Source organism: Acetivibrio clariflavus DSM 19732 (assembly GCF_000237085.1).
Lineage (GTDB): Bacteria > Bacillota > Clostridia > Acetivibrionales > Acetivibrionaceae > Acetivibrio > Acetivibrio clariflavus.
This window is the reverse complement of record NC_016627.1, coordinates 2,373,327-2,392,446: the sequence shown is the minus strand read 5'-3', so window position 1 is coordinate 2,392,446 and position 19,120 is coordinate 2,373,327. Positions and strand designations below refer to the sequence as shown.

At 35.5% G+C, this 19,120-nt stretch carries 11 protein-coding genes; 9 read left to right on the top strand and 2 right to left on the bottom strand.

Annotation, left to right across the window (positions count from 1 at the left end):
• Window positions 1–119: 119 nt before the first annotated feature.
• The 4 genes from CLOCL_RS10170 to CLOCL_RS10155 all read left to right on the top strand — a co-directional run bounded on the left by CLOCL_RS10170 (window position 120) and on the right by CLOCL_RS10155 (window position 5,599).
• Window positions 120–1,799, top strand: coding sequence for an extracellular solute-binding protein (locus CLOCL_RS10170; RefSeq protein WP_014255264.1), 1,680 nt, complete (start codon window positions 120–122; stop codon window positions 1,797–1,799).
• A 151-nt stretch (window positions 1,800–1,950) separates the two neighbouring features.
• Window positions 1,951–2,919 carry an ABC transporter permease gene (locus CLOCL_RS10165; protein WP_014255263.1) on the top strand — a complete coding sequence of 323 codons (969 nt, stop codon included), beginning with the start codon at window positions 1,951–1,953 and terminating at the stop codon, window positions 2,917–2,919.
• A gap of 17 nt (window positions 2,920–2,936) precedes the next feature.
• Window positions 2,937–3,854: a carbohydrate ABC transporter permease gene (locus CLOCL_RS10160; protein ID WP_014255262.1), complete on the top strand. Its 918-nt coding sequence runs from the start codon at window positions 2,937–2,939 to the stop codon at window positions 3,852–3,854.
• A 122-nt stretch (window positions 3,855–3,976) separates the two neighbouring features.
• On the top strand, window positions 3,977–5,599 hold the full coding sequence (locus CLOCL_RS10155; protein ID WP_014255261.1) for an IS1182 family transposase: 1,623 nt from the start codon (window positions 3,977–3,979) through the stop codon (window positions 5,597–5,599).
• 624 nt (window positions 5,600–6,223) lie between these two features.
• Here the strand turns inward: CLOCL_RS10155 and CLOCL_RS21585 are convergent.
• Window positions 6,224–8,206, bottom strand: coding sequence for an endo-1,4-beta-xylanase (locus tag CLOCL_RS21585; RefSeq protein WP_014255260.1), 1,983 nt, complete (start codon window positions 8,204–8,206; stop codon window positions 6,224–6,226).
• Between the two features lie 751 nt (window positions 8,207–8,957).
• Between CLOCL_RS21585 and CLOCL_RS10145 the strand changes: the two genes are divergently transcribed.
• The 5 genes from CLOCL_RS10145 to CLOCL_RS10125 all read left to right on the top strand — a co-directional run bounded on the left by CLOCL_RS10145 (window position 8,958) and on the right by CLOCL_RS10125 (window position 16,950).
• Window positions 8,958–10,202, top strand: a complete 1,245-nt coding sequence (locus CLOCL_RS10145) for a hypothetical protein (RefSeq protein WP_027621600.1) — start codon at window positions 8,958–8,960, stop codon at window positions 10,200–10,202.
• A 217-nt stretch (window positions 10,203–10,419) separates the two neighbouring features.
• The gene (locus CLOCL_RS10140; protein ID WP_041715665.1) at window positions 10,420–13,029 is read left to right on the top strand and encodes a DNA translocase FtsK; all 2,610 of its coding nucleotides are present in this window, start codon (window positions 10,420–10,422) and stop codon (window positions 13,027–13,029) included.
• 92 nt (window positions 13,030–13,121) lie between these two features.
• Window positions 13,122–14,111, top strand: coding sequence for a diaminopimelate dehydrogenase (locus tag CLOCL_RS10135; RefSeq protein WP_014255257.1), 990 nt, complete (start codon window positions 13,122–13,124; stop codon window positions 14,109–14,111).
• 249 nt (window positions 14,112–14,360) lie between these two features.
• The gene (locus tag CLOCL_RS10130; RefSeq protein WP_245532872.1) at window positions 14,361–15,869 is read left to right on the top strand and encodes a diguanylate cyclase; all 1,509 of its coding nucleotides are present in this window, start codon (window positions 14,361–14,363) and stop codon (window positions 15,867–15,869) included.
• A 118-nt stretch (window positions 15,870–15,987) separates the two neighbouring features.
• Window positions 15,988–16,950: an alpha/beta hydrolase gene (locus tag CLOCL_RS10125; RefSeq protein ID WP_014255255.1), complete on the top strand. Its 963-nt coding sequence runs from the start codon at window positions 15,988–15,990 to the stop codon at window positions 16,948–16,950.
• A 150-nt stretch (window positions 16,951–17,100) separates the two neighbouring features.
• On the opposite strand, the gene CLOCL_RS10120 is transcribed toward CLOCL_RS10125, so the two are convergent.
• Window positions 17,101–18,786 (bottom strand): anti-sigma factor domain-containing protein, encoded by a 1,686-nt coding sequence (locus CLOCL_RS10120; RefSeq protein WP_014255254.1) that lies wholly within the window; start codon window positions 18,784–18,786, stop codon window positions 17,101–17,103.
• Window positions 18,787–19,120 lie beyond the last annotated feature (334 nt).

Sequence of the window (19,120 nt, the reverse complement as noted above, 5' to 3'; positions counted from 1 at the left end):
AAATTAAATTGATTGAAATAGCGAAACCGGTTAACTTCTGCTACTTGACAAAGTAGAACAATAAATTTTATAATGTAGTTGAGTTAAGTGTTACATATATCAAAACAAGGGGGAACATTATGACTAGGAAAAAGTTGTTTTCAAGCGGTATTGCAGTCTTGCTTAGCTTATCGATGTGTTTAAGTTTAGCAGGATGTAAGAAAGGTTCCGGAGATCAAACAGACCCTTCTCAAACAGGCAGTTCTAACACAGGACCCTTCACGATTAAAGTCTACAACGCAATGGCCAGTACTGCACCAGCAAAGGATAACAAGATTTACAAACTTATCGAAGAAAAACTTGGCGTAAAATTTGAGTTTGAATTTCTTGTTGGTGAGGCTAAGGAAAAAGCTGGAGTTATGATTGCCGGCGGAGAATATCCAGATTTGTTAGGTCTTTTGGGGGATCAATCCGGATTACAGGAATTCATTGACGCAGAAGCTCTTATTCCGCTAGAAGATTACATTAACAAGTATCCAAATCTGAAGAAACACTATGGACCAATCATGAATCAAATCAAAGATCAGAAAAGCGGACATGTTTATGTAATGCCAAACTACGGTGTAATATCCGGAAAGTATTATCAGAATGAATCCTTTGGTCCTGCATTCTGGATTCAGGCTGCAGTACTTAAAGAATTTGGTTATCCTAAGATTACCACCCTTGATGAATGGTTTGACATTATTCAACAGTATATGAAGAAATATCCTGAAATAAATGGACAGAAAACTATTGGATTTACAATTCTTACTGATACAAGCAGAGACTGGCCTCTTAGAAATGCACCTGCTCAGTTGAGCGGTCACCCGAATGACGGTGGAGTTATAGTTGATGATAATGTTGCAAGAATTTACGCTCATTTGGATATATCCAAGAGGTATTACAAAAAGTTAAATGAAATGTATAATGCCGGTGTAATTGATCCGGAATGCTTTACATCCAACTATGATACTTATATTTCAAAGATATCCAGCGGTAGAGTATTAGGTTTGTATGATCAGCGCTGGAATTTCCAAATGGGTTACAACTCTATAATAGATCAGAAAATGTATGAAAGACAATATGTACCGGTACCGGTAGTATTTGATGACAGTTATGAACAATGGTACCTGACTTATCCGAATATTAACGTAAACAGCGGTTATGCAATAACTACAAGCTGTAAAGATCCGGACAGAGTAATGCAAGTTTTGGATACCCTTCTCAGTGAAGAATGGCAGAAGATTTTACAATGGGGTATTGAAGGTGAAGACTATCATGTAGATGAAAACGGAAGATTCTACAGAACACCTGAACAAAGAGAAAGAGCTAAGAGTGAAGAATGGAAATTATCAAATTATGCTGAAGCATTGCTCCAATTCTGTCCTAAACTTGAAGGTTCATACAGTGACGGAAATGCAACTAACCCGGGTCAGCAACCGGAAGAATATTTCGAATCACTTGACGATGTTGCAAAAGAAGTATACACTGCTTATAATGTGAAGACACAAGGTGAATTGTTTGGCTTCCCACCTGAAAATCCGGTATACTTCCCGGCATATACAATATCAATACCTGTAGGATCTGATGCTCAAATTGTTGATCAGAAGTTGAAAGACTATGCTTTCCAATATCTGCCGAAGATTATTTCTGCTAAACCTAGTGAATTCGAAGGATTGTGGCAGAAATATGTTGAGCAGATTAACAAGCTTGATATTGCAGCTCTTGAAAAAGTATACAATGATGGTATACAGCAGAGGATTCAGGAGTATTCCAATTAAATCTTGAACTGGAAAATTGTAAAAATGGTATACTACACTCAATTTTTGAGTGTAGTATACCAAATATATTTGAAATTTTTAAATTATCGGTTTTAAGCATTAAAATATAATATTGACGATTAAAATATAATATTGACAGAGGAGAATTCTAATGGAGAGTATTTCCTTAGCGTTGAATAAGAGACCGCAAAAAAAGTATAAGAAGAATAGTTTGTGGAGGACTATTGTTAGACAAAGACAGCTTATATTTATGTCCTTTCCACTTCTTATATACGTTTTTATATTCAGCTATGTGCCTCTTGTAGGATGGGTAATGGCTTTTCAGAATTTTAGACCTGGGCCAGGAAGAAGTATTTTTAATCAAAAATGGGTTGGGTTTGAAAATTTTGAGTTTCTGTTTACTGATGAAAGTTTTCTTAGAGTACTTAGAAATACTATAGGCATGAGTCTTATTAATATAGTTTTTTCCTTTCTGACAGCAATAACTTTGGCTCTTTTGCTTAATGAAGTCAAAAATATTGTATTTAAAAAGACTGTTCAGACTATTTCGTATTTACCCTACTTTATTTCTTGGGTTATAGCTTGCGGTATTATATCTCAAGCTCTTTCAGCCGAAAACGGTATTGTAAACGTTGTATTGATGAAATTACATTTAATAGACCAGCCGGTATCCTGGTTGGGAAAAGGTAACTTATTCTGGCTGATTTTTGGTTTGGGTAACATATGGAAAAATGTTGGCTTCAATGCAATTATTTATTTAGGTGCAATGACAGCTATAGATCCAAATTTGTATGAAGCAGCTGAAATTGACGGTGCAGGAAGATTTAGAAAAATGTGGCATATTACCCTTCCGGGTTTAAAATCGACAATTATAGTTCTGTTAATTATGAACATAGCAAGTGTATTGAATGTTGGATTTGAATTCCAGTACCTCTTAGGAAACGGATTAAATATTGAGTGGTCGGAAACTATTGATGTATTTACACTTAAATACGGAATTTCAAAAGGTAACTATTCGCTTGCTACTGCAGCGGGTATGTTTAAAACTGTTGTCAGTGTAGTATTGCTATTCCTGGCAAACTGGTTTGCTAAGTTACTTGGAGAAGAAAGACTTATTTAATGAGGGGCTGTTAAATTATGTATATTAGATTTAGAAATAAAAGGTATAAACTTGGCGATGTAGCGTTTCACTTTTTTAACACAATTATTTTGCTATTTCTCGTAGTAGTTACCATTTATCCTTTTTTGAATACTTTGGCTATTTCTTTTAACGACGGTCTGGATTCGGTCAGGGGCGGCATATATATCTGGCCAAGAAAATTTTCTCTGCAAAATTACAGAGCAGTATTTATATCCGGTACTGTTGTTAATGCCTTTTTTGTGTCGGTTGCAAGAACAGTAATAACTGTTGCACTGAATGTCTTTTTAACAGGTATGTTGGCATATTGTTTGAGCAGAAAAGAGTATATTTTTAATAAATTTATTACGGTTATGATTGTTATAACCATGTATTTCAACGCAGGTTTAATACCTAACTTTTTATTGATAAAGAAACTTGGTCTTTATGGAAGTTTTTGGGTATATGTTATCCCTTGTTTGATTTCCGGATTTAATGTTATTGTGGTTAGAACTTATATTTCAAGTATTCCGGAAAGTTTGGTTGAATCGGCAAGGCTTGACGGTGCGGGAGACTTTAAAATATTCCTGAGGATTATTTTCCCGTTGTGTAAGCCATCTTTAGCTGTTATTGCAATGTTTGTTGCCATCTTCCAGTGGAATAACTGGTTTGATACGTATTTGTATTGTTCTTCAAAACAGAGTTTGAGTACTTTGTCCTATGAACTTCAAAAGCTTTTGGCTTCATCCTTTTCACAGAGCCAATCTACACAAGCTGTTACCAGTGGATTAGGTGCTGAGCTGGCAAGCGGAATGGTTACTCCGATAGCTATGCAAGCTGCGATAACCATAGTGGCGATGGTGCCGATAATTTGTGTTTATCCGTTTGTTCAACGCTACTTTGTAACCGGTCTTAATGTTGGTGGCGTAAAAGAATAAAATTTAATATATGAAGTTATCATGGGGCTGTTGCACTAAGAAAATTAGTGTAACAGTCCTTTTGTGTCTAAAAAGCAAATTCCGGACTTCGAAAAGTCCGGAATTTGGTGTAAAATGTATTTATGCCACTAAATAATTTAACACATAAAGATTATACCATTCGCGGTGATTTCTATCAATTAAAATTACCGTTAAATATTGAGTACATGATACCTAATGATGATTCTGTCAGGTTGCTGGGTCAGATAGTGGAGGAGATGGATTTAACAGAATTATATAAGACCTATTCCCGTATAAGGAAAAAACAAGCAACCCCAACACAGATGCTGAAGGTCATGCTCTACGGATATATGAATAATTGTTATACTACTCGAAAAATTGAAAGTGCTTGTAAGAGAGATATCAACTTTATGTACCTTCTTGAAGGGTCTCCTGCTCCAGATTATACAACAATAGCGAGATTTCGGAGCCTTCATTTTGCACCTGTTTCAGAAAATCTTATGGCACAATTTACTGAAATACTTGCTGAATGTGGAGAACTTTCAATGAAGAATCTTTTTGTTGATGGGACAAAAATTGAAGCTTCTTCAAACAAATATACTTTTGTCTGGAAAGGTTCTGTTACTAAAAATCAGCGAAAACTTATGGATAAGATTCCTGCATTTTTTAAGAAAGCAGAAGAAGATTACGGATTTAAAATTGTATATGGAGATAAAATCAAAATGTATCATCTAAAAAAGCTTAGGCGTAAACTATGCAAAATAAAAAAGGATGAAGATATCGAATTTGTCTATGGAATAGGAAAAAGAAAATCTCCTCTCCAAAAAACATTGGAACAGCTGGATGAATACATATCAAGACTTAAGAAATATAATAAGCATTTACATACCATGGGAGAGAGAAATAGTTTTTCAAAAACAGACCCTGATGCAACCTTCATGAGAATGAAAGAAGATGCTATGAAGAATGGGCAATTAAAACCTGGTTACAATATTCAGTTTGGAGTAGATGCTGAATACATAGTATGGATAAGTGCTGGTCCTCAGCCTACAGATACAACCACTCTAATACCATTCTTAAACAGTATCAAAAGTCATTTGAGGTATACTTACAAAAATATAGTTGCTGATTCAGGGTATGAAAGTGAGGAAAATTACGTTTATCTTGATGAAAACAACCAACGTGCCTTTATTAAACCATCCAATTATGAAATTAGTAGGACACGTAAGTATAAAGCAGATATTAGCATAAAGGAAAATATGATATATGACAAAGAAAAGGATATTTACATATGTAGTAACGGAAAAAGGCTTGTAGTAACAGGAATAAAGTTCAGTAAAAGCAAAACAGGATATATAAGTAAGAAAACCTGCTACACATGTGAAGATTGTAGTGAATGTACTTTCAAATCAAAATGCATTAAGGGAAACAGCAAAAAACCGCTGGAAGAACGGACTAAACGTCTTGAGGTATCTAAATTATTCCAGCAAAAACGTGAGGAAGCCTTAGAAAGAATCCTCAGTGAAGAAGGAATCGAACTCAGAATAAATCGGAGTATTCAGGTCGAAGGGGTTATTGGAGAAATAAAACAAGATATGGGATTCAGACGTTTCTTGTGTAGAGGCAAAAAGAACATCTTAGCAGAATGCATTCTTCTTGCTTTAGCACATAATGTAAACAAACTGCATAACAAAATTCAATCACAACGATGTGCCACGTATTTACATCCAATAAAGACAGCATAAACATAAAAAATATTTATTGTATAATTAGCGAAGTGTGTGTCGTTTATTTAGTATACCCTTTTTTCAGGATCAACAAATAAAAGACAACGTTTTAAGGATAAAATATATTAATTTTAAATAAAAAGGGGCTATTGCATTACGATTACTAATCTGTAATGCGACAGCCCCTTATTATTTTGATATGACTGGTTAAGAGTATATTAAAAAATTTTTATGTTGTAGAATTAGATTAAGTAATTATGGAATTTTATTTTTTATACTTGCTGCAAATTATATATTACAGCTTATTGTGTTAATAGCAATGTTTTATCACTAATTAAAGGCTAAAAGAATAATTGTGTGATTTTAATGTTTCTTATCTGAAATAATGGAGTACGTAATTTATAATGCAGTCAGTCTTTTGAAATCAATATCCAGTGCCTGTAATGGCGTGTGTTATATTGGTTGGTATTCAAAACTACTTTGTCTAAAAGGTTAGCGGATCAAATTGTATTTTGAACTATAGGTTAGATATGTTTTTATATAAATTTGCAAATATCAATTTGACTTAAAAAAGCAGGCATCGTTAAATGCCTGCTTTATAGAAGGAATGTCAATCTTTAATAGCTTATCTTCCAATAAAAATTATTTTATTCCGAGAAGTCTCATTTTCATCAAGGCATAATCTATTGAATCTACTGTTCCGTTCTTGTCTAAATCGGAAGCCTGCTCCCAGTATATATACCTGTTTTCGGTGTTTATACCTAACAGGATCTGTTTTAAGGTTGCATAATCAATGGAGTTAAATTCTCCGTCACCGTTTGTGTCGCCTTCAACAATTTGCGGAAGTATCTGAGAATTCAAAGCATCTTCCAAAACTTGCTGTATAGCGTAGTATGCAGGTTTTTTCTGACCGTTGTCATCAAAAATCAGTGGTGCTATTGCCCTGTCTTCAGGAGATTCGGGATTTATACGCCATGATTGGCTGTCTCTTATACCCCATACCTGCAAAGCTCTGCAATAAGGCTGCTTTATACATTCTTCGGTAATCCATCGGAAGACATCTGCTTGTTTCTGTAAGCCAGCTTGTGATGTATCCTGACAGCCAACATCCATTTCAGTAACATAGGATTCAACACCTAAGGCTGCCAGACTTTGCATTTTCTGACCGAAGGCTCTTGCACGTTCTTCAGTGAAGTCAGGTCCCAAATGGGCTTGGAAACCTACACCATCAATAGGTATATTGCGGCTTTTGAAATCTTTAACCATTTGATAAACAGCTTCAAATTTTACATCTCTCATCATTAAGTCATAATCGTTGTAAATCAGCTTGGCATTAGGATCAGCTTTACGTGCGGCAATAAAGGCATCTTCAATATATTTTGTACCCTGTTTCTGACCGTATATTGAGGCTCCGTCCTGACCATTGGTTCCGATGGCATTTATTCGGTAAGAGCCGTCCCGGTGGAAGGCTTCGTTAACTACATCCCATACATAGATGTCACCTTTATAATGGGTAGCTACGGTATTTATATAGCTTTCCATCATGCTCTTGGTACCGTCCACCCACCATGGATTGTATTTGTGCCATACGAAGGTGTGGCCGTGTACTTTCATATCGTTTTCTTTGGCGAATTGTACTATTCTGTCTCCGCCGCTGAAATTGAACTGATTTTGGTTGGGGGATATGGTACCGATTTTCATATCGTTTTCGCAGGTGATAATATCAAATTCTCTCTTGACAATTTCCTGGTCTGCAGCACTGAAATAGGAAGGAACTGCACAGCCTATATAAAACTCTCTGCCTCTTTCCCTTAATTGCTTTGTAAGTACGCGAAGCGGCTGTCCGGAAGTTTGATTATTATTGGAGTTGTTCGAATTATTGGAATTGGTAGGTTGAGGGTAGTATGGCTGGGAAGTCGAATTTGGCGAATTGCCTACTTTAATGGACATATATGTCACGTCGGCCTGACCGCTGCTTTGGTATCCTTCCACAACAAGGGAGACTTCATACATCTTGCCCATCCTCATGCCTAATCTTTCCCAGGCATTAAAGTGTTCGGTGATGGATATGGTTCCGCTGGTGCGTTTCTGCTGGCGTACACTCCAATACTGCTGGAAGGTTGTATTGCCCTTAATGGAAGGTTGGTTGTACCTTGTGGTTTCAAATATGTCGTATGTACCGCCGTCCACTGTAATGGTACCCTTTGATCCTACATTTCCGGGCGGCTTCCAGGTACCCCAGCTCTCGATGATGTAATACTCTACCAGGGGATTGCTCGTCCAACCGTAAACAGCCAGATATGAGTTTCCGTTGGGCCGGTAGTCGCAGGCATATTCCATTGTTATGTATCCGAGCTCCTGGTGTGTTTGGGTCTCATTGTATTTAATGCCTTTTCGGAATAATATGTTATTGATATTATCCCATGAACAGCTAAAAGAACCTCCGTCTTTCAGAATCATGGTTCCGTTTCCGCTGTCCTTCCAGTATTCATAGTTATAGCCGCCATGAGTACCGGTTTGATTTGATGTTACTGTTTGTGCCTGCACATTATTTAATGCAAATAAGGAGAACAGGAAAGTAATGCTTATTATTTTGGCCAGATTTTTTAGTTTGCTACTGTGCATTTTGCACGCTCCTTTCATGATTTTGATTTATTTAATTACCTAACTTTTGTAGGTAACTAAAGCGTATTTGAGAAAAAATGGAAATAATATTTGACAATAAAAATATTGCAGTCTAGTGATGATATATTTATTAAAAAAAATGAGATAAAAATAACCGAATTATTTAGCGCAAATAGTGGGAACAGGAGTTGTATAAAATCAGCTGATGTAAAGATTATGCAACAGGACGGAATTCAATTAACAGATTGACTGATATGATAATTAATACTTCTTAAGTTGCTTCTACGTAAATACTGTGAATATTTTTATACTTATGGGAAAATAAGAGGCTGGAAAATTATTTGGTATAGTCGTTGATTTAATGGTTTTACTTTGGAAAAGACATATCAATATCAGGAAATTTGTCTTTTAAACATTGTGGTCTGCAGTGTTCCATAAATCAAATTTAGTGATTAAAGCTATTAAATTGCCAAAGTTCAATCTATATTAACCATTATATATAAATTGAATTTTAAACTCAATAATTAATTTAGCAAAAACTTACATCATAGAAAAAGTTCTGACAAATTATTTATGTATTAAGTTTTATAAATAAACATTGTAAAGATTAACAAAAAGTGGGAATATTGCATGTATACGACAAAAATAATATAATAATTTAATAATTTAAAGGTTTGTACCATTGTTCAATGTGAGGAAAAGTTAAGTTGTTTAATAAAAAGGTGTATTTTTATGCTCAAAAATAATTTATTTGAAAAAACAAAATTTGGAAGCTAAAGAAGGGGAAAATTATGCTGTTTATTTGGTTGACATAATAAATAATACCGTAATAAAAAAGACTGACACTAATAAAATTGAAAATATTTTATCTTTGCAAGAATTTTTTTCTTCCGATTCAGATTCTCTGAATTTATTCGTTGTGGGAGAGTACAGGAATATTTTAGCTTTATATGGAAATGACGGCAAATTGGGAGGGTTTCACGAAAAGGAAAGCTTCAGTTTAATTGATAAGGATACTCATAGACAGCTTTTGCATATTGAATCAAGTTTAGAGGTACCTTCTATCCGGTATCATATAGATAGTGAAAACGGCTATTGTTATATACTTCATGATAAACATATTAAGAAATGTGATATGCTGACGGGTAATGTTATATGGGAATGTGAAAGCAATGACTTGGACAGCTTTACTATTGTAGATGATGCCATATATCTTACAAAGAATAACTATGCAGTGATTATAGATTCTTCAACGGGAAAGGAAATTTCTAAAGCAGATATAGTCGGATATGAAGAAGCAGTATATTCATCTTCAAAGGCTCAAAAACTGTTTGTAATTGAAGATAAATTAAATTCTGCTGTAAGGCTATTGGATAAGTACGGAAAAGTTGTGAAGGAACTTAGCGGAAGCATTTACTATAACGATAGTGAATTTATAATATTAGAGGGTAAATCCCAGGATAGCAAAAGTCAGAGGTTTAAGTACATAAGTCTTGAAAATCCTGATAAGGAGATAGATATTGTTTTAAATTCAAAAGAAAGTTTGCAAGTATTAAATAATGATTACTTAATAGTAACGCAAAATAACAGTATAAAGATAATCTCTGTCGATGACCGAAAATATATATGGGAAAAGGAAATTGACGATTTTAGGGCAGCTAAAATATATAAGGATAATATATACATATCAGGTAAGTATTTTATATGTGCGGCAGTTAAAGATGGCAAAGAAAAGTGGCGTGACGATAATTACTTCAATGCACCGCTGGATTATATGTTTTCTTTGGGTAATAAACTATTTATAAGCCATAATGGAACGGATACAGACATCAATTATTATAGGGTTTATAACATTGAAACCGGTGAATTTCTATACCATATATCAGATTTTTATGCAGTTTTATCTAATATAAAAAATGTATTTCCTTTTTATCAAAGTTCTGATAAAACCTATTTATCCAAATATGGCGGAGGAATTTGTGTTATAAATGAATGAAGAAGAGAAGGTAAGAAGTTAATAACAACAGGATAGAGTTAAATACAATTCAAAAAATGTCGAAAATATGTTATATTGTTTAAGGTTATTCGAAGAAAACTATTTACTTGCCGTTTCAAGAAATTTGATTTTTTGACATTGTGATATAAAAAACGGGTAATTTTTTGAAATGGCCTTATTGATTAATAATTTTGATGAAGAAGGGTTGCATACACAAATGAAGAAACGTTCAAAAGCAGGAAAAAGCAATATTAGAATCAATCGCAACTTTTTTGTAATTCAGGGTATCTTGATAGGCATTTTGCTGTACCTGACATGGGGGTCATGGGGAAAATTTGCTTTTTTGATAGTTTTAGAATTAGCTGCTTATTTTGCTTTTGTAAATTATTTAGCGGTTAAAGCAAGTCAGAAAAACAGGAAGAAAAGGACAGGAACAAGAAAAGTTTACAGCAAGGTTGGAAATAAAATAGATGAATCGGATTATTACAGAGAAATAAGAAGAAAGAACAGAAAAAATTTTAATTGGGAAATTCAAAAGAGCAGTCCGAAGAGGAAAGTTATTGCTACTTATAACAATGTCAGAGAAAAAATGGAAGAGAATTCCGAAATATCCCAAAAACACAGTAATTCAAATGAAACTTTAAATGAATCCTCCGGAGTTTTTTCAAGGATGGAAAGAAAGAGCTTTGTACCTTATCGTTCACCTTTTGACCCCATTAAACCGAAGGATGAGCAAAAGGCGGATGCAGAAAATGAAATTCAGGAGGCTGGCATATCGAATGTGGAAGAAATTGAACTTAAAGATGCCGGAAAACTTGAATTTCAGGATGAGGAAGAGAACAACGATTTAATCATGATGGAGAATATCGATGATAGTTTAAATGAGAATGCCAATGAAATACATGAGAATGTTAGTGATAGTATAAACGAGAATAGGGAAACGGAAGAGGAAATTGATGCGACACAGGAAGAAAATATGACTACAGAGTTTCCTTACATGCAGATGGAGTATAACAGACGGAATGAAATCTTTAATTCAGAGCTTGTTTACGATAACAGCATGTATGACATTAATGATGAAAATTATGATGACATTGATGATAATTACAGTATTGATGACAATGGTGACTTTGATGCCGGTATTGATATGGGTGTATCGGCAGGAAAAGAGAGCTTTCAGGTAAATCAATCACCATCGGAATATCAAAAAAGGATAGAAGTATTCCCGAAAGAGATACAGAAGGAAAACAATATAGCCGTATTTGAAGATAAGAGAACCGTCACTCCGGCTGTATCGGTCAAGCAGGAGGTAAGTAATTGCAAACCGGTTCAGTTTGACAGGAAGCCTTTGCATAGAGAAGAATTTAAGCCAAATAAGGAATATAGGCCAAATAGGGATGAATACAAGCTGCCTGTGGAACTTTTAAATAAAAATGAACAATCGGATGATGACGGAGAATTGGATGATTATATCGAATATAATGCCTATAAACTGATTGATACCCTGGCAAGTTTCGGAGTCGGCGCTAAAATTCTGGATGTGAGCAAAGGACCAACGGTTACTCGTTATGAGATTCAGCCCAACACAGGAGTTAAAGTAAGTAAAATACTGAGTCTGGCTGATGATATTGCACTTAATCTTGCAGCTACCGGCGTAAGAATAGAAGCACCGATTCCCGGTAAAGCAGCTGTAGGTATAGAAATACCCAATAGAAAAAATGTGCCTGTTTTCCTGAGGGATGTTATTGAGTCGGATATGTTTCAAAATTATCCCTCCAAGCTGGCTTTTGCAATAGGAAAAGATATTGCAGGAAATGTTGTGGTGGGGGATATTGCAAAAATGCCGCACCTTTTAATTGCCGGCGCTACCGGCTCGGGGAAGAGTGTATGTATTAATACTCTGATTGTAAGCCTCTTGTACAAGGCATCCCCTAAGGATGTACGCCTTCTCATGGTGGATCCGAAAGTGGTGGAACTGGGTATCTACAACGGAATTCCGCACCTTCTCATACCTGTGGTAACCGAGCCGAAAAAAGCTGCAGGGGCACTCAACTGGGCGGTAATGGAAATGACAAACCGTTATAAGCTCTTTGCCGAAAACAATGTAAGGGATTTAAACAGCTATAATGAACTGGTAAAGGAAAGGGGAGAAGGGGAAACTCTTCCTCATATAGTTATAATAATTGATGAGTTGGCAGATCTTATGATGGTAGCACCAAATGAAGTGGAAGATTCCATTTGCAGACTGGCTCAAATGGCAAGGGCGGCAGGAATGCATCTGGTAATTGCAACGCAGAGGCCGTCGGTCAATGTCATTACCGGTGTAATAAAGGCCAATATTCCTTCGAGAATTTCCTTTGCTGTTTCCTCGCAGATTGACTCGAGGACAATACTGGATATGGCAGGAGCGGAAAAGCTTTTGGGCAGGGGTGACATGCTGTTTTATCCACTGGGCCAGCCAAAACCCATTCGAGTTCAGGGTAGCTTTATATCCGACAGGGAAGTGGACAGAATTGTAACACATATAAAGTCACTTCAAAGTGCCGAATATGACGAAGAGATATTGAAGAAAATAGATAATCAGAATGAGACACAAAAGCCTGATAACGGTGAAGATGACGAATTACTTCCCCAGGCCATAGAAATGGTTCTTGAAATGGGACAGGCTTCGGCAACATTGATACAGAGAAAATTTAAAGTAGGATATGCAAGGGCCGCAAGGATTTTGGACCAAATGGAATCATGGGGCGTGGTTAGTGCGTCGGATGGCAGCAAACCGAGGCAGATACTGATAACAAAACAGGAATGGGACGAATTGAATGCATAACTAAATTTGTTATTGAATTGGAAGTAATAATAAGATAAACTGAAAAAGCAAAATTTTTTAGCAAACTTTTGAACAAGGAGGCAATAACATATATGAGCAAAATAAGAGTAGGAATAGTCGGTTACGGGAATCTCGGCAGAGGTGTTGAACTGGCTATAAAGCAGAATCCCGATACAGAGCTTGTCGCTGTATTTACAAGAAGACGGCCGGAATCCATTAATTTAATTACAAAGGGTGTTCCGGTATATTCTATAGATTCTGCAGAAGAACATAAGGATGAAATTGATGTTATGATTCTCTGCGGCGGCAGTGCAAAAGATTTGCCGGAGCAGGGACCGAAGTTTGCATCAATTTTTAATACAGTGGATAGCTTCGATACCCATGCAAAAATTCCGCAATATTTTGAAGCAGTGGATACCGCTGCAAAAAAATCGGGCAAGGTATCTATAATTTCTGTGGGCTGGGACCCAGGGATGTTTTCAATTCTCCGTTTATACGGTGATTGCATTCTTCCTGAAGGAAAGGGCTATACCTTTTGGGGAAAAGGTGTAAGCCAGGGACATTCTGATGCAGTAAGAAGAGTTGAAGGGGTTGCCGATGCAAAGCAGTACACTATACCGGTAGACTCAGCTTTAGAAGCTGTAAGAAAAGGTTTGAACCCCGAACTTACCACTCGTCAGAAACATATCCGCGAATGCTTTGTTGTTGCAAAAGAAGGTGCCGATAAGGCTAAGATTGAGTCGGAAATAAAGAATATGCCCGATTACTTTGCCGATTATGATACCATAGTGCATTTCATTTCACAGGAGGAACTTGACAGAGAGCACAGCGGAATGCCTCATGGCGGATTTGTGTTCAGAACCGGCAAGACCGGTAATAACGGTGAAAATTCACATGTTGTAGAGTATTCAATAAAGTTAGATTCAAATCCCGAGTTTACTGCAAGTATTCTTGTTGCGTATGCAAGGGCTGCTTACAGGCTTTCTAAAGAGAAGGTTTCCGGTGCTAAAACGGTATTTGATATTCCGCCTTCTTACCTTTCACCAAAGAGCAGTATAGAAATTATGACCGAATTTTTATAATATTTCAGCTGCACAAAAGAAAAACTCCTTATTAAAATAATAAGGGGTTTTTGCTTTTGCGTATAAATATAAATATTGTCATTGAAAATACCATAAAAGATTTTTCATTGTGTTAATGATAAAAATTGTTAATATTTCACTCTATAATGTGTAAAATTAATTATTTAAATTATATAAAAAATAATTTATAATTAAAAAGTTATATTATGTAATAAATCGACTGAAAGGTATGGGTAAATGGAGACTAGTTTGTTAAAAAAATATCATAAATTAATAAAAGAACATTTTGAATCAAGAACACAATTGGTTGAATTGGCCATTTGCTATATAGTGTTTATAATAACCTTTTTAATAAAAAACCGATGCTCATTGGAACAAAAGTCCATGATATCTCAAATTCAGGGCTTTATTGCCATGTATATGGCATTTCGTTTCAGTATAGTAGGAATGTTTTTGTATTATATTATTTTTTTAATTGACGGCGGTTTGCTGCTGCACAATTTTATATTTAATCGCGATCTGTCTTACAATTATCCCTTGAGTTTTTTATTCTTTTCCCTTACATTATTTTGGGTTACCATAGTAGGAGTTATTTCCTACAGGCAGGAGAGATACAGAAAAGAGACTCAAAGGCTTGCAATTACCGATGAGCTGACCGAGGTTTATAATAAAAGATACTTTTACATTACCCTTGAAAGTGAATTGAAGAATTCTTCATCGGCCAATTCCCTTGGATTGATACTTATAGATGTAGATAATTTTACAATGTATAATGATTTGTACGGACACAATTGCGGTGACAGAATACTGAAAGGTACTGCGGCCATACTGAAAAACGTTGTCGGCGAAAAGGAAATGCTGTTTAGGTTTGAGGAAGACGGCTTTGCCATACTGGCAAAGGACAGGGATATTAAGTCTTTGGAAGAGTATGCAAAATACATTCATGATACATATGAGAAGTTAAAGGAAAAGTATTATGATGAAAACCTTGCGAAGAAGTTGACAATATCCATAGGCATGTCCATATACCCCAGAATTTCATCCAACATGGAGGATTTGATTTCCCATGCCAATGCAGCACTTTACCAGGCAAAAAACATGGGTGAGGATAAAGTTAATTTGTATCAGGATATTATGATGCTGATACATAAGAATGTAAAATCGGATCAACAGATGATAGGAATGCTGAAAGGTCTATTGAGCACTATTAATGCAAAGGACAAATATACTTTTGGCCATTGTGAGAGGGTCTCTTCCTATGCAGTAATGGTGGGGGAAGCAATGGGACTGGATAAACAGGAGTTACAGACACTTCTGCATGCAGGGTTGCTGCACGATATTGGAAAGATTGAGCTGCCTAAATCTGTACTTAACAAAACCGCATGTTTGTCGGAGGAAGAAATCAAAACGGTTAATGAGCATCCTATACTCAGTGCACATATACTTGAGCCGTTATCCAATACCGGCAATCTTATAGATTATGTTATTCATCATCATGAGAGATATGACGGAAAAGGTTATCCTGACGGCTTAAAAGGGGAAGAAATAAGTATTGGGGCACGAATATTGTGCGTAGTTGACTGCTTTGATGCTATGGTTTCTGAAAGACCGTACAGAAGGAGTATGACTATAGAAGAAGCCATTATTGAGCTGAAAAGATGTGCCGGAACCCAGTTTGACCCTAAAATTGTCCAAATTTTTATTGATGCCCTAAGGAACAAAATGTCGGTTAAATATGATTATAAAATTGGAGTTTAATGTAAAAAGAATTGACAAGTTAAGACAAAAAAGACATAATTAAAATAAAGACATAATTAAGGTATTGCAAAAATTTTGTAATATTTTATATTTTATTATTTGTTTGAGGGGATATTGTATGAATGAAGCAAGTTCTAAGTACGTTGACAATTTGGCTATAAACAAACTTCTGAATGAGAAACTGAAAAAGGTGAATCATTCTCCGAAACATTCAGTTTTTGTACCTGCAGAAGGACTGTTTAATAATCAAAACAATATTTTAAGCTTTTCTAAAATAAAATATCACAATGACAACGCTGTCTTTAGGCGTATTGAAATTCCATCCTTTGAAAGTTCTATATTTTACAGTGAGAACAATACGGTTTATATTTACAATTATCCTGCCAAGAATGCAGAAGGGAATATTTTGTTTGTACATGGATTGTTTGACGACAATATGATGAATTATAACTATTTGTTTAAATTGCTGAACAATTATAATTTAAACGTCTATTTCATGACAATGCCCTATCATTTTGACAGAAAACCTAAGGAAAGTCTGTTCAGCGGAGAATACTTCCTGAGCGGAGATATTTTCAGAACCCAAAATGCTTTTAAACAGGCTGTGTTGGATATTGATGCGTCTATGCAGTTTATAAGCAAGGAAAACTCACTCCCAATTCTTCTGGTAGGGTTTAGCATGGGTGGCTGTGTATCTTTGAGACACTACATATTGAAGAAGCAGGAACAGCCGACTTTCTTAATTAATCCTGTAACAGACTTTTGTGAAGTTTTGTGGGATTCACCGTTGTTTGTTACCATTGGCAAGGATCTGATAGAATCGGGTTATGATATGAATGAGTGTAAAAAATTTTTTGTCGAAATGGATCCCAGTAATTTCATTGATGACAGTTTTAGAAGTGATAAAATAGCAATGGTGTATTCGTGCTATGACCAGGTAATTAGTGAGAAAAAATATAGAAAATTTATTAACCGGGCGGGTATAAAGAATATTTACGCCTATCACTCGGGACATCTGAATATTTTGCGTGTGCCCAAACTGGCCAAAGATATAAAGGAATTTGGAGAAAAAGTATTTTAGACTGTAATTTTGCGGTTTGACGCTTAAAATAAGGGATAAAAAAATAAGACTTTTATATATTAAAGCCAAAAAGATTTGAAACGGAAATTTCAAATCTTTTTGGCTTTAATAGGATTTTTAAAGTCTTAATGGAATGTTTTCAACACAGTTTTATTCGACAACCGTAACGGTAACCGTGTTACTGCTTGTGGTTCCGAATTCATTTATCAGTTCCCACCGGTAATTGTATTTTCCCGGTTTTGTGGCATCAAAGGATAAGATTCTTGCCTGATCACGAGGTGTTCTGTCCACCAGTTCAAATCTTTTATACTCAACTTCATTTTGATATAAAATTAAAGTTGTACCGTTATTTCCGCCCTTCATATAAAAATGCACTTCATATTTTTCACCCACTTTAACCTTCGGAGGATGTACACTGATTCGTGCTTCTCCGGGTTTGCCTGTAGCTTTTGTTACGGTGGTGGAAGTGGGCAGGACATTGGTGGTTTGAGATGGTGTAACAGCATTGTCGGTTTGAGAAGGAGTTACGGCAATACTTTGAGCAGGTGTTGCAGCAGCAATCTGCTTCGGAGATGAAGTTGGGGTTGCCGGTGCAGTGTTTACAACACGATTGGTAGCCGGAAGTTCGGTTGTTAAAGGCTCGCTTACAAGCAGAGAAGAGGTGTTCTTCGGCGTACTGATTGAAGCAGGTGCCGAAGCGGTTCCCTGCTGTTGGGCATTCTCAACGACAATATTGCTGCTTGTACGTTTGGGTTCAATGGTTTGACTCGGCAGCGGAGATTCAACGGTATTGTATGAAAACGCCGGTGTACGATTATTTATAATCAGCTTAAAGCCATTGTATATTATAATGCAAATCAATACAGTGGTAAAAGCCCAGGCAGCTATAATGTAATTTGAGTATTTGTTTTTTCTTTGGATTCTATAACTGCCAAACTTGATCTGTTCTCCTACTTTATTGGGTGTGCTGAGCTTAACAGTCAAAAATTCACCTTTAAGAGTAAATAAAATAGCCTGATTATTTTTTACTTCAAGTATTACTCCAATATTCTCACTGAGGTCATTTCTTAGATTAACATTTCTTAAATAGCTGCACAGCAGACGAAGGTTGTTTTTTATTATCAATGTAAGTGCGATAATATACTTTTTGTATTTGTTAAAGAGCCGTCTTTCCAGCTTTATTCCGTCATTAATATCCTCAATGGATAGAGTTTTGTTTCCGGTAACCTTTTGAAACAGCCTGTCGTCAATAGCCAGTTGCTTCGCAATTCTGACGCATACACCTATGTTTTGCTTTTCATCGGGAGTTAAATTGGGTAAATCGCTAAGTTTTATTCCGTACTCCCAGAGACTTCTTTTAAACTGTGCTATATCTTTTGTAGATTCATGATTGCAATAAAGGTAATACTTTTCTTCATCGATTTGCCGGAGTGAATTGTTTAAGTTTTCTTGTTTTACGTACTCTAATATCCATTCTCTGATGATTTGTTCAGAAAAGGATAGAAAATCATTCTCTTTTTCAGGATTAAACAGGTCAATGGAATAATCGAAGGCATCCAATCCAACGTCAAATTCAGGACTGTTTTTAGGAATGGCTGACCTTCCTAAGGAATGAGATATTGCTTCTAAGATAAATCCCTTATGCTTATCGATAAAATCCTTTTTTGCTTGCATATCGCCCTGTTTTATCTTCATAATGGTGTCAATATACTCATTCTGATAGTCGTTCTGTATAGTCGTTTTTTTGCCAAAGAAATTTAAAAGCTGCTTATTAGCAATTTTTTTGCAGTTATTTGCAATAAAATTCTTTGTGCTTAAAAACTTTTTTATTTTCATTTTACCTGCTCCCTGATAAATATTTATAAACTTCCCTGTTAATTATATCAGATTGGTGCAAAAAATAAAAACATATTTGCTGTTATAAAATTTTTGATTTTGTCTAAAAGTATATATTCTATGATTAAAAGGATAGAAATTATCGGGCAAAGTCTAAATATAGGAAAAATACACTTAAGAGGCTTTCAATCAATCCTTTGACATGTTTTATGTAAAGGAATAATTCTTTTTGTCATTAACGACACTAAGACTGTGATTACAGTTTACTAAAATATAAGAATCAATGGACAGGGGATAGAATTATTTTTGTTTTGTGAATTAACTGATTGTTTTT

Bases quoted from the DNA above. Each gene is read 5' to 3' on its own strand.
- CLOCL_RS10170 (WP_014255264.1), top strand. From the start codon at position 120: ATGACTAGGAAAAAGTTGTTTTCAAGCGGTATTGCAGTCTTGCTTAGC.
- CLOCL_RS10165 (WP_014255263.1), top strand. From the start codon at position 1,951: ATGGAGAGTATTTCCTTAGCGTTGAATAAGAGACCGCAAAAAAAGTAT.
- CLOCL_RS10160 (WP_014255262.1), top strand. From the start codon at position 2,937: ATGTATATTAGATTTAGAAATAAAAGGTATAAACTTGGCGATGTAGCG.
- CLOCL_RS10155 (WP_014255261.1), top strand. From the start codon at position 3,977: ATGCCACTAAATAATTTAACACATAAAGATTATACCATTCGCGGTGAT.
- CLOCL_RS21585 (WP_014255260.1), bottom strand. From the start codon at position 8,206: ATGCACAGTAGCAAACTAAAAAATCTGGCCAAAATAATAAGCATTACT.
- CLOCL_RS10140 (WP_041715665.1), top strand. From the start codon at position 10,420: ATGAAGAAACGTTCAAAAGCAGGAAAAAGCAATATTAGAATCAATCGC.
- CLOCL_RS10135 (WP_014255257.1), top strand. From the start codon at position 13,122: ATGAGCAAAATAAGAGTAGGAATAGTCGGTTACGGGAATCTCGGCAGA.
- CLOCL_RS10125 (WP_014255255.1), top strand. From the start codon at position 15,988: ATGAATGAAGCAAGTTCTAAGTACGTTGACAATTTGGCTATAAACAAA.
- CLOCL_RS10120 (WP_014255254.1), bottom strand. From the start codon at position 18,786: ATGAAAATAAAAAAGTTTTTAAGCACAAAGAATTTTATTGCAAATAAC.